Genomic DNA, 15,388 nt, shown 5'->3' on the forward strand with positions numbered 1-15,388 from the left:
CTCAATGAGTTGTATTGGGCTTAATTAAGACCATGGTAAACCATAATGCGGTAAACGTGAAATGTCAGATCAAAGCGTACTTATGTAGTGTTTAATATAGGGTGTCACAGTAAGGATAAGTAGGAGCGTACCGCCACTAATATTGATCTTTTTGATGACAATAACATAAAACTACAACAAGCATATCTATCGTATTATTTTAGCTACTCATTCTTATCATCTTTTTATTTGTCGAAAAATTGCATACCAGAGTAGGGATGTTGACGACAAGCTTCTAAGCGACTTTTTAAATCACCCACATGGACTTCAAGTTTATGATAGTCAGGATCGTAAAAATAGAATGAATCACCTTCGCTTTTATTTTCTTTCCATGCAGTAATGTCATGGGATAAAAGATGCTGTTTAAAGGTTTCAAAATTATTTGCAGATAAACTGAAAGCATAATGGGTGTAATCACTGTCTTCAGTAATATGGCGTTTATCGTGAGATAAACATAGCCATAAGGAACCCAGTTGTAGGTAAGCGCCGTTATCCCATAAAGCAAGAGGTTTAAAACCTAATATTTCAGTATAAAAGGCAAAGCTTTTATTCACATTATTGACGGCGAGGGTTAGGTGGTTTAAATCAGTTAGCATGGCTTTAAGATAGTTATGAAAGATACACCTATTTTAGCAAAGGAAACCAATGAAAATGGATTATATGATACCTATTTGTGCGTTTTACTGTGAATAACAGTAATAAAAGATAAAAGTGGATCTAGAACACATAGTTCAAGTTGTTAACGTTAACTTATGTGCTTTATATCACATTAAAGCGATAAAATTGTTTGTTAACTTAAAAGTTAACGTTAACATTTAGGGGTGGAATGACTTTATAAGGCACTAAAACAATGAATAAAGACTCAAAAAAATACTATGCGATCTTAAGTGCACTGTTATTTTTCTTCTTTTTTACCTGGTCATCATCATTTTCATTAGTTTCTATTTGGTTAAATCAGTATGTAGGGCTAAAAGCGACTGATACTGGATTAATATTTTCTGCAATTTCTCTGATTGCGCTATGTGCTCAACCTTTATATGGCTTTATTCAAGATAAATTAGGACTAAGAAAGAATTTGTTATTAGTGATTGCAGTATTGCTTATTCTTTCTGGGCCTTTTTTTCTAGGTTTCGCATCAATACTACGTTGGAATATATTTGTTGGCTCCATTTTAGGGGGCTTATATGTTGGAATGACATTTAATGCGGGCATTGGTGTATTAGAGTCATACACAGAGCGTGTTAGTCGTATTCGTGGTTTTGAATATGGTAGGGCGAGAATGTGGGGATCGTTAGGTTGGGCATCAGCAACTTTTATTGCCGGACACAATATAAATATCGATCCTAATTACAATTTTGTAATGGCTTCTATTTCTGGCATTGTATTCTTAATTCTTTTAGCACTATTAAAGACCGATAAATCAGACGCATTTAATCAATTAGAGCATGGGAAAACATCAGCGATTACCCTCAAAGATGCGCTGAATTTACTTTCATTGCCGCGCTTTTGGGCGCTTATATTGTTTGTTATTGGTACCTGTGTTTATGGGGTTTATGACCAACAATTTCCCGTCTTTTTCTCATCACAATTTGCAACCTTACAACAGGGAAATGAGATGTACGGATATCTGAATTCATTGCAGGTATTCTTAGAAGCTGGTGGTATGTTTATCGCACCTTTCCTTGTAAATAGAATTGGTGCTAAAAATGGCTTATTACTAGCAAGTAGTGTTATGGCTGCACGTATTATTGGTTCCGGATTAGTTGAAGGGCCTGTTTTGATCTCTTGTATGAAATTATTACATGCGGTTGAATTACCGATTTTATTAATTTCAATTTTTAAATATAACAGCCAACATTTTGATAAACGTTTGTCTTCAACACTTTATTTAGTCGGTTTTCAATGTGTGAGCTCTATTGTCGCAACATTATTATCTCCATTAGCGGGTTATGGCTATGATCATTATGGTTTTGCACCAACTTATATGGTGATGGGATGTATAGTGATAGGAACAACACTTCTCTCTGCTATGTTTTTACGTTCAGATGCGAAAGCATTATTGCCACTTGATGGCTTACAATATGAAGATAAAAATAAAGCACAACCTATTTAATCGCTCATAAGTTTATCCTTTGTAGTGTCGATTTGGGCTACCAGTGAAAATGTGTAGCCATTTTTTTATTATTAATTAAGTGAACATTTACGGGTTAAAGAATGTTGACTATATTTATTAATACATATAATCCTAATTAATTGTTAATTAAGCAAAACCAATTAAATTTGTAAACTTTACTTGTTTATTGACACGATTAAGCGATAATCTTAAACAGAACTATTTATCTTAAATATCAATTGTAAAGGTGTAGGAAATGGATAACGCAAACAAGCCGTCTTTCCAAAACGTACTGGAGTTTGTGCGTATGTATCGTCGTAAGAACAAAATCCGTCGTGAGATCACTGACAATGAGAAAAAGATCCGTGATAACCAAAAACGTGTTCTTTTGTTAGACAACTTAAGTGAATATATTAAACCAGGTATGTCGATTGAAGATGTACTGGGTATTATTGCTAATATGCGTAGTGACTATGACGATCGTGTTGACGATTACATTATTAAAAATGCCGATCTGTCTAAAGAGCGTCGCGAATTATCTAAGCAGTTAAAAGCGATGGGCGAAATTAAAAATCTGCCTGATCTAAAAGACTGATTGCTTTGCTAAGAAATTAACTGCCTCTGAATTAAATATTCAGAGGTTTTTTTTTATCTTATTTTTGGCTTTATAAATGCTCAGTTAATTTGTGAACAGTTACCAAAAAAAGAACCCACTAAAAAGTGGGTTCTCGATTTAGAAGTATTATCAAGATATTCTTAATAACACCTTATTATTAGTTTTTGCTTTCAGCTTTCGTCATTTCTGAAGACGCGTGGCTAGTAGAACAATGTCCGCCTGCACCTGTGCGGCCTTTTTTATCAAAAGCAGGGCGTGCTTCCCACGCTTTGATTTCAATTGCCACAGGCGCTTCATCAGCGGCTGGTGCTTTTGTCATTGGTGAGCTTGCATGTAGTTGGCGTGTAGCTACAACAGGCTCTTGACGAATAACGACTTCAGCTGGTTTGCTCACTGTTACTGCTTCAACTTCCACAACCGGTGTTGCGTTTTCTGCTGGCTGGCCTTCAATGACAGTTTCAACGACAGGGGTAGCAACAATTTCAACAGCAGCAACTTCTTTGTGTTGTTCAACAGTTTCTTCAGTTGCTATTACTGCTTCAACAGGTTGAGGCTCAGGTGTTGATGTTTCACTTTCTACTGGTGCAACCGTATCTTGTGCAACTTCTTCTGGCGCGATATTTGTTTCAATTTGTTGTGAAGTTTCATGCATGTAAGCCTCAGTGGTATTCAATACTGCTGAAATATTCTCTTTACGAGTAACATGCTCTTCTGTATTCACTTCATTGATTGCATCACTGATCACGTTAGTTTCAACAGGCTCAGTTTGTGGCTCTACTGCAACAATTTCAGCAATAGCTTCAGTGGTTGATTCAGTGCTAACAGTGACAGAGTAAGTTGATTCAGAGGTTTCTGTCTGTGCAATATCAGCAACAATGGCTTCTGAAACCACCGGTGCGATAGCTACCATTTGTGGATCTTTATGAGTAATAATGTGGTTTCCAACAGAAACGTCATTGTTGTTTTCAACATCATTCTCAATAAATGGTGCATCACTTACAGGAGTGACTGGATAGCGAATGAAGACTTTACCTGAAGCCAGTTCAGGAGAAGCAACTGCCATTGTCAGAGGCATTGGTGAGACTGTTAAGGTGCGCTCATCACGATAGCGACGACGACGTTGACCACTTACACGTAAATGACGAGGTGAACGGCGAGAACGACGTGGCATAACATTATCTTGTCCGTTATTATCTTCGTTCTTATTGTCATCTTGTGATTTAGTTGCATCAGGTAGTGCTGTTACAACTTGTGCTTCATTTGCTTCAACTTTCACAACAGCGACTGCTTTAGGTGCTGGTTTTTCAGTTGGGGCAACTTTAGTTTGTGTCGTTGCAACTGGTGGTTCAGAAACTGCTTTTTCGGTCGCAACAGGTACAACGGCTAATGTATTACCATCGTCAGTCACACGTACAGATTGTGTTAATTGACGACGATTACGGCGTTGCATAGCAGGGCGACGAGGTTCTTCTTTCTTCTCATCAGCACTATTCTTTGCAACAGTATCATTCTCAGAAAGAGCTGCTTGAGCTTTAGCTGCTTCTTGTTGTTGACGTTTCTCTTCTTGACGACGACGCTGTTCAGCACGTTGTTCACGACGCTGCTGGCGACGAGCTTCGCGTTCTGCAATCTCTTGTTCACTACTAACTTCAGTTGTTGGAGTCGTTTGTGGTTTTTGATTGCGATTCTTGCGATTGTCTTCGCTATTCGAGTTATCACGATTACGATCGTTATCACGGTCACGGCGATTATTATTGTTACGTCGATTATTATTACGACGCTCACGACGATTGTCGTTGTTCTCTTTCTTGTTTTCCTGTGGTTTTTCTTGTGTTACCGCAGGCTCTGGTTCACTAGTAAATAAGTTAGAGAAGAATTTTGCAATAGAAGCAAAGAAACCAGTACCTTGAGCTTCTTCTGTTTTAGCAGGTTTAGCTTGAGGTTGAGGCGCCTTTTTATTTTTTACTGTTTCAGCAACAGTTTCTTCTTGTAATCCAAAGGCTGAAATAGCAGGTTGTTCAGGTGCTTTACGCTCTGTAACAACATCATCTTCAGCTTCATTTAACTGATTTTCATGGAATTGCGCTAAGTTGTAGCTAAGAGAAGTAATTTCTTCGCCTTTACGTACACGAATAACAGAGAAATGAGGGGTTTGCATTTGGTCATTAGGAACAATAACCACTTTGACATTAGATTGACGTAACTCGATGTCGGTAACAGCTTTACGTTTTTCGTTCAGCAAATAAGAGGCGATTTGAACAGGTACAATCGCATGCACTTCATGGGTATTTTCTTTAAGTGCTTCTTCTTCAATAAGACGTAACACAGAAAGTGACAGTGATTCATTATCACGAATAGTACCAGTGCCTAAGCAGCGTGGGCAAACGTGATGGCTAGATTCACCTAATGAAGGGCTTAAACGTTGGCGAGACATCTCTAATAAACCAAAGCGAGAGATGCGTCCAATTTGAATACGAGCACGATCTTGACGAACAGCTTCACGCATTCTGTTTTCAACTTCACGTTGATGGCGCACAGGCGTCATATCAATAAAGTCGATAACAATTAAACCACCCAAGTCTCGTAAACGTAATTGGCGTGCAATTTCGTCAGCTGCTTCTAAGTTAGTATTAAATGCAGTTTCTTCGATATCACCACCACGGGTTGAGCGTGAGGAGTTGATATCAATCGCTGTTAATGCTTCAGTTGTATCAATAACTAAAGCGCCACCAGAAGGAAGGCGAACTTCACGCTGAAACGCAGATTCAATCTGTGATTCAATCTGGTAATGGCTAAATAAAGGAACGGCGCCAGTGTAATGGCGAATTTTACTAGCAAAATCACCACGGCCAATCGCTTCAATATGGCTACGTGCCATTTCAACGACTTTTGCGTTATCAATTAAGATTTCACCAATATCAGGACGTAAATAGTCGCGGAATGCGCGAACGATTACATTACTTTCCTGATGGATTAAGAATGGTGCAGGGCGATTGTCAGCTGCTTTCTTAATAGCATCCCAGTGTCTTAGACGATAGCTTAAGTCTTGTTGCAGTGCTTCAGCTGATTTACCAACACCAGCTGTACGTACAATCAGACCCATGCCATCTGGGATTTCAAGGCTTGATAAAGCTTCTTTAAGTTCAGTACGATCTTCACCTTCAATACGGCGAGAAATACCACCTGCACGAGGATTATTTGGCATTAATACCAAATAGCTTCCTGCAAGGCTAATAAAAGTGGTTAACGCTGCACCTTTATTACCACGCTCTTCTTTATCAACTTGAACAATAACTTCCTGGCCTTCTTTTAAGACATCTTTGATGTTAGGACGACCATGGGAGTGATAATTACTAGGAAAGTATTCGCGGGCTATTTCTTTGATAGGAAGGAAACCGTGGCGTTCCGCACCATAATCAACAAAAGCGGCTTCTAAGCTGGGTTCAATTCGAGTGATTTTACCTTTATAGATATTCGCTTTTTTCTGTTCATGACCGGGGCTTTCGATATCCAGATCGTACAAACGTTGCCCATCGACAAGGGCAACACGCAACTCTTCCTGCTGAGTTGCGTTAATTAACATTCTTTTCATATTGTGACTTACTCGTTATTTTCACGTTTTATAATGTGCCACTAACATACGTAATTACACTATTGATAACCGATGACCTCGTGTCTTTTACAAATGCGTCAACCTCACGGTTGTCGATTGTATAGAGGTGCAATATGTCGGTGAGTCTGATTTTTAGTTCAAAAATTCAGCACTCTTTAATTGAACACAATGTTTCAACTCAATAAGCGATGTATTTATGGCATACTAAATTGTTTGATTTTCGACTATGTCTTACGCCATTGCTGCATTTTGAAAATCAAACAAACAAAATTTTCATAAATATACCTGATAAACATAATCAGGAGAGTCTGCATTATTCCATTGGTGTTAGGGTTATAGCAAGATGACTTTTCTGCTTTGGTGACTTTTTCTGTATAAATATGAGAGATTAGCTAATGTTTCGTCTTTTTCCCATTATTCAGGTTAAAATAGACGACAGAATTGATGTTATTTTGTGCACCATAAAGTTGTTTGTAATTTTTATTTTAAGAGAGCCAAAGAATCGCCACTATGAAATCATTTAATCAAGTTCAGTTCGTCACCATTGATGGCGATGAAGCAGGCCAGCGTATCGATAATTTTTTACTGGCACGCTTGAAAGGTGTACCAAAAAGTATGATTTACCGAATTATCCGAAAAGGAGAAGTTCGAGTTAACAAAGGGCGAATTAAACCTGAATACAAAATTAATGCAGGCGACAGTATTCGTATTCCTCCTGTACGGGTATCAGAAAAAGAAGAGATCGCTGTATCACCAAAACTTGATAAAGTTTCGGCATTGGCAGATTGTATTTTATATGAAGATGACCACTTAATGCTCATCAATAAACCCTCAGGAACCGCAGTGCATGGGGGAAGTGGGTTAAGTTTTGGTGTGATTGAAGGCCTACGCGCATTACGCCCAGAAGCTCGTTTTTTAGAGCTTGTACATCGTCTTGATAGAGATACATCGGGTGTTTTATTAATTGCAAAGAAACGTTCAGCATTGCGTGCGTTGCATGAGCAATTACGCTTAAAACAGATGCAAAAAGATTATTTAGCCTTAGTTCGTGGGCAGTGGCAATCTCATACTAAAGTTGTTCAAGCACCGTTATTGAAAAATATTCTTCAAAGTGGTGAACGAGTGGTTAAAGTGAGTAATGAAGGAAAACCTTCAGAGACTCGTTTTAAGGTTGAAGAGCGTTTTGAATTTGCCACACTTGTGAAAGCAAGCCCTGTGACAGGAAGAACACACCAAATTCGTGTGCATACATTACATGCAGGTCATCCTATTGCATTTGATGATCGCTATGGTGATCGTGATTTTGATTCACAATTGGTAGGAACAAAACTTAAGCGCCTATTCTTACATGCAAGTTCTTTGACATTTACTCATCCTTCAACGGGTGAACAAATGCGAATTGAAGCGCCAATGGATAATCAGTTACGTCATTGTTTACAAGTATTACGTAGTCAAAAATCTTAAGCTTGAAGTTTTTGTTTCAACAGAAAATTCGAATACTCAATACGCCCAGTTAGCTGGGCGTATTGTTTTTCTTAATTCACTAAGAACGTGAATAGAAAATAGGATTAACCTTCGACTTTTGTCATGCATTGCTCAACAATTTTATCAATATCCCACTCTTTAGGCAGTGATTTTGAGCCGTTTTTGCGCATTTCCATATCTACACGGATAAATTCTGTTATTCCGTAATTTTTAATAATATTGTCGTAAGTGCATTCACACACTTCGGCAATTTGAGGAATTAGCGCATCATCAGTAATACCCGAACCTAATATGCAACTACTGACAAAGTTCTTTTTAAATAAGGATGTGTTGTCCTCTTTTTTGTCTGAAATCACGCTGTCTTGGATAGTATTTGCGGTGGTAGTTGTTTTCGTTGTTGAAATTTCAGTATCTTTTTCATCAGAACAACCCACTAATGCTGTTACCACCACTAAAGCTGTTAAGACTGATGCTAATTTATTCATAATACGCTTTATCGCTACATAAGATTAAAAATAAGATGATCAGATTTATTTTTGATCATCAGAGAAAAATAATGGGTTTATTCTTTGCGAGAGTAACATTTTATTCAATCGGATAAGTGGTAAACCAATTAAAGAATTTGGATCATCGCCAACAAGTTTATCAAATAGAGTAATGCCTAGCCCTTCAGATTTAAAACTTCCTGCACAATTGAAAGGCATTTCTTTATTTAAGTAACTGATAATTTCTTCATCAGTTAAATGACGAAAGTAAACTTGAAATAACTCACAATGTGTTTGATGTTCTAACGTTAGGCTATTATATACAGTTAATCCGGTGTAGAACGAAATACATTGCCCTGAAGCTTGTTTTAATTGTGCAAAGGCATTATCAAAATTATGGGGTTTCCCCGTGATCTTTTTATTCAGCACACAAACTTGATCAGAACCAATTATAAGGTGATGTGGAAATTTTGCTTGTAAAGCGCTAGCTTTTTCATAGGATAAGCGGCTGACAAGATCTTGAGCGCACTCTGTGGGTTTTGGGGTTTCGTCAATCTCTGGAGATGCCTGTATAAAGGGCATTCCAAGCTTTTTCAGCAACTGAGCTCGAAAGGGTGAAGTAGACGCAAGAACGAGTGGCAACATATTTTTTTTAAAATCCGTAGCAAAATGATGCCTGACATTCTAAACTATGCGCCGCTGATAAAGCGAATTTTGGTGGAAAGGTGTAGATAACCCGCCTTTTTCTTTGACTATATTCCATTACAAAGATAATATGCGCGCCTTATGCAAAAGGTAAAATTACCCCTGACCATTGATGCGCTGCGAGCAGCTCAAAAGAATTTAGACTATGACGGTCATTATTCTCCAGAGCAAGTAAGCCGCTTAGCTGAATCGGTGGTCAGTGTGGACAGTAATATTGATGTGGCTTTATCATTTGATATTGACCATCAACGTCTTGCCGTGATTAAAGGACATTCCGATGTGGATGTAACTTTAGAATGTCAGCGTTGTGGTGGCCATTTTCCGTATCATGTTCACGCAACATATTGTTTTAGCCCTGTTGTCAGTGATGAACGGGCCGAGGCATTACCGGAGGAATATGAACCAGTCGATGTAAACGAATTTGGTGAAATAGATTTGCTGGCGATGATTGAAGATGAAATAATCCTCAACTTGCCGGTAGTTCCGGTACATGATTTTGAACACTGTGAAGTGTCCGACGCGGATATGGTGTTTGGTGAACTCCCTGAAGAATTATCAGAGAAACCAAATCCATTTGCCGTATTAGCCAGTTTAAAGAAAAGTACTAAGGAGTAAGGTCAATGGCCGTACAACAAAACAAACCAACTCGTTCTAAACGTGGTATGCGTCGCTCTCATGACGCGCTGACAGTAACTCAGGTTTCTGTTGACAAAACTTCTGGTGAAACTCACCTGCGTCACCATGTAACTGCTGACGGTTACTACCGTGGCCGCAAGGTTATCAACAAGTAATTAGCTTTATAGCTCGTTGATACCTTGACAAATCTAACCATAGCGTTAGATGCGATGGGCGGGGACTTCGGTCCTCGCATCACAGTGCCTGCTTGTTTGCGGGCGCTGGCATCTAATCCTCATTTAAAAATATTGCTGGTAGGCCAACCAGACTCTATCTCTCCTCTGCTTGCAAATCAAAATGCTGAGCTAATCTCCCGTTTACAAGTTATACCCGCAGAACATATTGTCGCCAATGATGCTAAACCTTCACAGGCTATTAGAGCAAGTAAAGGCACATCAATGCGAGTGGCACTTGATCTCGTGAAAACAGGGGAAGCACAGGCTTGTGTAAGTGCAGGGAATACTGGTGTATTGATGGGATTAGCAAAACTTCGACTTAATGCTATTGATGGAATTGAACGTCCTGCACTGGTTTCGGTATTACCTAACCAGAAAAAAGGTAAGACGGTTGTTCTGGATTTAGGTGCTAACGTTAATTGTGATAGCAAAATGCTGGTACAGTTTGCGGTAATGGGCGCAGTTATGGCCGAAGAAATAGCAGAGATTGATTCACCGAAAGTGGCGCTTTTAAATATTGGTGAAGAAGAGAGTAAAGGATTAGATAATATCCGCGAAGCTGCTACGGTATTAAAATCGACACCGAATATTAATTATATTGGTTATGTTGAAGGTAATGAATTACTGACAGGCAAAACTGATGTTTTGGTGTGTGACGGCTTCGCAGGTAATGTCTCCCTTAAAACGATGGAAGGGGTTATCAGAGTTTTCCTTTCATTGATTAAATCTTCTACTACCGAAAATAAAAAAACGTCGTGGTGGATGAAAATATTGAAGAAGTGGTTACAAAAACGGCTAATTACGCGTTTTGGGCATATGAACCCCGACCAGTATAACGGTGCTTCTCTGTTAGGATTACGCGGTATCGTCATTAAAAGCCATGGTGGCGCAAATGAAAGCGCGTTTACAGCAGCAATAGAACAGGCTGTTCATGCCGTTGAGCGAAAAATTCCAGAGCGAATTGCTTCACGGCTGACAACAGTATTACCCAAGAGCGACTGATAGAATGTATACAAAAATCTTAGGTACTGGTAGTTACTTGCCTGTACAAGTGCGAACTAATGCCGATTTAGAAAAAATGGTTGAAACATCTGACGAGTGGATTGTTACCAGAACGGGTATTCATGAACGTCGAATTGCAGCAGAAGAAGAAACTGTTGCTGTGATGGGGGCGGGCGCTGGCGAAAAAGCATTAGAGATGTCAGGTATTGATAAGCAAGATATTGGATTGATTATTGTTGCGACTACATCTGGCTCACACGCATTTCCAAGCGCGGCTTGCCAAATTCAAAATGCATTAGGGATTAATGACTGTATTGCTTTTGATGTTGCGGCTGCATGTTCTGGTTTTGTTTATGCATTAAGTATTGCGGATCAATTTATTAAAGCTGGTTCTGTTAAAAAAGCATTAGTTATTGGTGCTGACAGATTATCTCACGCGTTAGATCCAGAAGATCGTGGCACGATTATCCTATTTGGTGATGCAGCAGGTGCTGTGGTTGTTGGTGCATCAGAAGAAGAAGGCATTATCTCTACCCATTTACATTCTGATGGACGTTTTGGTGATCTATTAGCATTACCTTATCAGAGTAGAGAAAGTGTCGATTTACCTGCTTACGTTACTATGGCAGGAAACGAAGTATTTAAAGTCGCAGTTCGTGAACTTGCCCACATTGTGGATGAGACACTTGAAGCTAACAAAATTGATAAATCTGAACTGGACTGGCTTGTGCCTCATCAGGCAAATTTAAGAATTATTTCAGCGACAGCGAAAAAGCTGGATATGACAATGGATAAAGTAGTGGTGACATTAGATCGCCATGGCAATACGTCAGCAGCATCAGTCCCAACAGCATTAGATGAAGCTGTAAGAGATAATCGCATTCAACGTGGTCAGTTAATTTTACTGGAAGCGTTTGGTGGTGGTTTTACTTGGGGTTCTGCACTTATCCGTTTTTAATATTATCAGGAAAATAAACATGACTGATTTTGCAATGATTTTCCCCGGTCAGGGATCACAAGCTGTTGGAATGCTTGCAGAACTTGCAGAGCAATACCCAATCGTGACTGAAACATTTGCTCAAGCATCTGATGTATTGGGTTATTCTCTTTGGGACTTAGTTCAAAACGGTCCAGAAGAAGAGCTAAACAAAACCTGGAAAACACAGCCAGCATTATTAGCAGCTTCTGTTGCTATCTGGCGTGTATGGCAAGAAAAACAAGGCAAAATGCCACAAATGATGGCAGGTCACAGTCTTGGCGAGTATTCTGCTTTAGTGTGTGCGGGTGTTATTGATTTCGCAGCTGCAATTAAATTAGTAGAATTACGCGGTCAACTGATGCAAGAAGCCGTGCCTGCGGGTACCGGTGCAATGTATGCGATTATCGGTTTAGATAATGACGCTATTGCAAAAGCCTGTGAAGAAGCAGCACAAGGACAAATTGTCTCGCCTGTAAACTTTAACTCACCGGGCCAAGTTGTTATTGCAGGCAACAAAGAAGCCGTAGAACGTGCTGGTGTGTTATGTAAAGAAGCAGGTGCTAAACGTGCTTTACCATTAGCGGTAAGCGTGCCTTCTCACTGTGCTTTAATGAAACCGGCAGCTGATAAGCTTGCGGTTGCATTACAAGAAATTGAATTTAAACAACCTGAAATTCAGGTTGTTAATAACGTTGATGTGGTAGCGCAAACTGATGCGAATGCAATTCGTGATGCGTTAGTTCGCCAGCTTTATAATCCGGTTCGCTGGACTGAAACGGTTGAACTTATTGCCGAAAAAGGTATCACACAACTATTAGAAATCGGGCCAGGAAAAGTATTAACTGGCTTAACAAAACGCATTTCTAAAGAAATGAACGCTGCAGCAGTTAATGATATTGCGTCATTAGATGTTGCATTAGGAAATGACTGAGGGATCTCATGGGATTTGACGGAAAAATAGCGCTAGTTACTGGTGCAAGCCGTGGTATTGGCCGTGCGATTGCAGAAGATTTAGTTGCACGCGGTGCGACAGTAATTGGTACAGCAACGAGTGAAAACGGTGCGCAAGCTATCAGCGAATATCTAGACGGTAAGGGTAAGGGTTTTGTGTTAAATGTCACAGAAAACGACTCTATCGAAAAATTTTTAGCAGATGTGCGTGCTGAATTTGGCGAAATTGATATTTTGGTCAATAATGCAGGTATTACTCGTGATAACCTGTTGATGCGCATGAAAGATGATGAGTGGCAAGATATCATTGACACTAATCTTTCATCAGTCTTCCGTCTGTCTAAAGCAGTTATGCGTGCTATGATGAAAAAACGTCATGGTCGTATAATTACCATTGGTTCTGTTGTTGGAACCATGGGTAACGCTGGACAGGCAAACTACGCGGCAGCAAAAGCGGGTGTGATTGGTTTTAGTAAATCATTAGCACGCGAAGTTGCTTCCCGTGGCATTACGGTGAATGTTGTTGCTCCAGGCTTTATCGAAACTGATATGACTAGAGCATTAACAGATGACCAAAGAGCAGGTATTTTATCTCAAGTCCCTGCTAACCGTTTAGGTGATGCCAAAGAGATTGCCAGTGCTGTAGCTTTCTTAGCTTCTGATGAAGCAAGCTATATCACGGGTGAAACATTGCATGTCAATGGTGGCATGTACATGATCTAATTATGGGGACGTCTTTATATTTGCTTTTTGCGTACAATATAATGCAAAATATAGCGAATAAAGTAGTCCACACAGTCGGGATTGGTTAGATCTTTTCCTGTATTTATAAACTAAGAAAATCATCGCGCAAGCGAGTTTTGATAGGAAATTTAATAGTATGAGCACTATCGACGAACGCGTTAAGAAAATCATTGTTGAACAACTGGGTGTTAAAGAGGAAGAAGTTGTAAATTCAGCTTCATTTGTTGATGACTTAGGCGCTGATTCTCTTGACACAGTTGAGCTGGTAATGGCTCTGGAAGAAGAATTCGATATCGAAATCCCAGACGAAGAAGCAGAAAAAATTACTACAGTTCAAGCTGCTATTGATTACGTTGAAAACGCAGGCAAATAAGCTTGCTAATCTAGGCGGTCACTCGACCGCCTATATTTTTAATCCTAAACTTTTTCCCTCCTTGGAGGATAAGCGTGTCTAAGCGTCGTGTAGTTGTGACCGGACTAGGCATGTTATCTCCTGTCGGTAATAACGCAGAAGCTTCTTGGGAAGCTGTGTGTGCCGGACAGAGTGGTATCGGCCTTATCGAAGATTTTGACACCAGTCATCATGCGACTAAATTCGCTGGATTGGTAAAAGATTTCAATCACGAAGATTATAATCTTTCGCGTAAAGACGCGCGTAAGATGGATCTTTTCATTCAATATGGTATTGCAGCTGGTGTGCAGGCCATTGCGGATTCAGGTCTTGAAGTAACAGAAGCCAATGCAAGTCGTATCGGAGCTGCTATTGGTTCTGGTATTGGTGGCTTAGGCCTTATCGAAGAAAACCATACATCTATGATGAATGGTGGTCCTCGTAAAATTAGCCCATTCTTTGTACCTTCAACCATCATTAACATGGTTGCAGGGCATTTAAGCATTATGTATGGTCTTCGTGGCCCTACAATCTCTATCGCAACAGCGTGTACTTCAGGTGTTCATAATATTGGACATGCTGCACGTATTATCGCTTATGGTGATGCAGATGCAATGCTGGCAGGCGGTGCTGAAAAAGCAACCACACCATTAGGTCTGGGTGGTTTTGGTGCTGTTCGTGCATTATCAACACGTAACGATAATCCTCAAGCGGCTAGCCGTCCATGGGATAAAGAGCGTGATGGTTTTGTATTAGGTGATGGTGCAGGCGTTCTTGTTCTTGAAGAATACGAACATGCTAAAAACCGTGGCGCTAAAATTTATGCTGAAGTAGTTGGTTTTGGTATGAGTAGCGATGCTTATCACATGACTTCACCAGCAGAAAATGGCGAAGGCGGTGCGCTGGCGATGACAAATGCACTGAAAGATGCAGGTATTGCCTCATCAGATGTGGGTTATATCAACGCACACGGCACATCAACAAATGCAGGCGACGTTGCTGAAGCTCAGGCGGTAGAAAACGTATTTGGTAAAGGCACTGATGTATTAGTTAGCTCAACAAAATCTATGACAGGTCACTTATTAGGTGCTGCGGGTGCAATTGAGTCTATCTTTACAATCCTTTCACTGCGTGATCAAATCGTACCTCCAACAATTAACCTAGATAATCAAGACGAAAATTGTCATCTTGATTTTGTTCCACATAAAGCACGTAAAGTTGAGAACATGGAATATGCTCTGTGTAACTCATTCGGCTTTGGTGGTACTAACGGTTCAATTCTCTTTAAACGCGTATAAGCCGTTTTTTGTAGAAAGTTGAAAAAATACCTAAAGGCCCAGGATTATTCTGGGTCTTTTATTTTGTCCTTTTACTGCCAGTTGCTTTATCATGTGCAGATTGATATCAATAACAT

At 39.7% G+C, this 15,388-nt stretch carries 15 protein-coding genes; 11 read left to right on the forward strand and 4 right to left on the reverse strand.

The genetic code is table 11. From position 1 onward, the window contains the following. Positions 1-224: 224 nt before the first annotated feature. Positions 225-635 (reverse strand): VOC family protein, encoded by a 411-nt coding sequence (locus tag DK857_RS16580; protein ID WP_109395321.1) that lies wholly within the window; start codon positions 633-635, stop codon positions 225-227. A 254-nt stretch (positions 636-889) separates the two neighbouring features. Between DK857_RS16580 and DK857_RS16585 the strand changes: the two genes are divergently transcribed. Then, a complete protein-coding gene (locus DK857_RS16585) occupies positions 890-2,152 on the forward strand; it encodes an MFS transporter (RefSeq protein ID WP_109395322.1) in 1,263 nt (420 codons plus the stop codon). Between the two features lie 256 nt (positions 2,153-2,408). After that, positions 2,409-2,747 (forward strand): PTS system regulator TmaR, encoded by a 339-nt coding sequence (gene tmaR, locus DK857_RS16590; protein WP_036937771.1) that lies wholly within the window; start codon positions 2,409-2,411, stop codon positions 2,745-2,747. A gap of 178 nt (positions 2,748-2,925) precedes the next feature. Here tmaR and rne read toward each other — a convergent pair whose 3' ends face one another. Beyond that, positions 2,926-6,360 (reverse strand): ribonuclease E, encoded by a 3,435-nt coding sequence (gene rne / locus DK857_RS16595; RefSeq protein ID WP_109402761.1) that lies wholly within the window; start codon positions 6,358-6,360, stop codon positions 2,926-2,928. A gap of 531 nt (positions 6,361-6,891) precedes the next feature. Here rne and rluC point away from each other — a divergent pair. After that, positions 6,892-7,845, forward strand: a complete 954-nt coding sequence (rluC, locus tag DK857_RS16600) for a 23S rRNA pseudouridine(955/2504/2580) synthase RluC (protein ID WP_098943379.1) — start codon at positions 6,892-6,894, stop codon at positions 7,843-7,845. 104 nt (positions 7,846-7,949) lie between these two features. Here the strand turns inward: rluC and DK857_RS16605 are convergent, their stop codons facing one another. After that, positions 7,950-8,351 (reverse strand): hypothetical protein, encoded by a 402-nt coding sequence (locus DK857_RS16605; protein ID WP_109395324.1) that lies wholly within the window; start codon positions 8,349-8,351, stop codon positions 7,950-7,952. 45 nt (positions 8,352-8,396) lie between these two features. Beyond that, positions 8,397-8,996: a Maf family protein gene (locus tag DK857_RS16610; RefSeq protein WP_109395325.1), complete on the reverse strand. Its 600-nt coding sequence runs from the start codon at positions 8,994-8,996 to the stop codon at positions 8,397-8,399. Positions 8,997-9,137: 141 nt separating this feature from the next. Here DK857_RS16610 and yceD point away from each other — a divergent pair, with 141 nt between their 5' ends. The 8 genes from yceD (at position 9,138) to fabF (ending at position 15,272) form a co-directional block, all read left to right on the forward strand. Next, the gene (gene yceD / locus DK857_RS16615) at positions 9,138-9,671 is read left to right on the forward strand and encodes a 23S rRNA accumulation protein YceD (RefSeq protein ID WP_036937758.1); all 534 of its coding nucleotides are present in this window, start codon (positions 9,138-9,140) and stop codon (positions 9,669-9,671) included. Positions 9,672-9,676: 5 nt separating this feature from the next. Further along, positions 9,677-9,847, forward strand: coding sequence for a 50S ribosomal protein L32 (rpmF, locus tag DK857_RS16620; protein WP_006537252.1), 171 nt, complete (start codon positions 9,677-9,679; stop codon positions 9,845-9,847). Between the two features lie 24 nt (positions 9,848-9,871). Beyond that, on the forward strand, positions 9,872-10,909 hold the full coding sequence (plsX, locus tag DK857_RS16625) for a phosphate acyltransferase PlsX (protein ID WP_109395326.1): 1,038 nt from the start codon (positions 9,872-9,874) through the stop codon (positions 10,907-10,909). A gap of 4 nt (positions 10,910-10,913) precedes the next feature. After that, positions 10,914-11,867: a beta-ketoacyl-ACP synthase III gene (locus DK857_RS16630; protein ID WP_098943375.1), complete on the forward strand. Its 954-nt coding sequence runs from the start codon at positions 10,914-10,916 to the stop codon at positions 11,865-11,867. Between the two features lie 19 nt (positions 11,868-11,886). Further along, positions 11,887-12,819, forward strand: a complete 933-nt coding sequence (gene fabD, locus DK857_RS16635) for an ACP S-malonyltransferase (protein ID WP_109402762.1) — start codon at positions 11,887-11,889, stop codon at positions 12,817-12,819. A gap of 8 nt (positions 12,820-12,827) precedes the next feature. Beyond that, positions 12,828-13,562: a 3-oxoacyl-ACP reductase FabG gene (gene fabG / locus DK857_RS16640; RefSeq protein ID WP_088493190.1), complete on the forward strand. Its 735-nt coding sequence runs from the start codon at positions 12,828-12,830 to the stop codon at positions 13,560-13,562. 157 nt (positions 13,563-13,719) lie between these two features. Then, positions 13,720-13,956, forward strand: coding sequence for an acyl carrier protein (gene acpP / locus DK857_RS16645; RefSeq protein WP_004247087.1), 237 nt, complete (start codon positions 13,720-13,722; stop codon positions 13,954-13,956). Positions 13,957-14,030: 74 nt separating this feature from the next. Then, positions 14,031-15,272, forward strand: a complete 1,242-nt coding sequence (gene fabF, locus DK857_RS16650; protein WP_088493189.1) for a beta-ketoacyl-ACP synthase II — start codon at positions 14,031-14,033, stop codon at positions 15,270-15,272. The last annotated feature ends 116 nt before the right edge of the window (positions 15,273-15,388 follow it).

This window comes from Proteus terrae (genome assembly GCF_003144325.1).
Lineage (GTDB): Bacteria > Pseudomonadota > Gammaproteobacteria > Enterobacterales > Enterobacteriaceae > Proteus > Proteus terrae.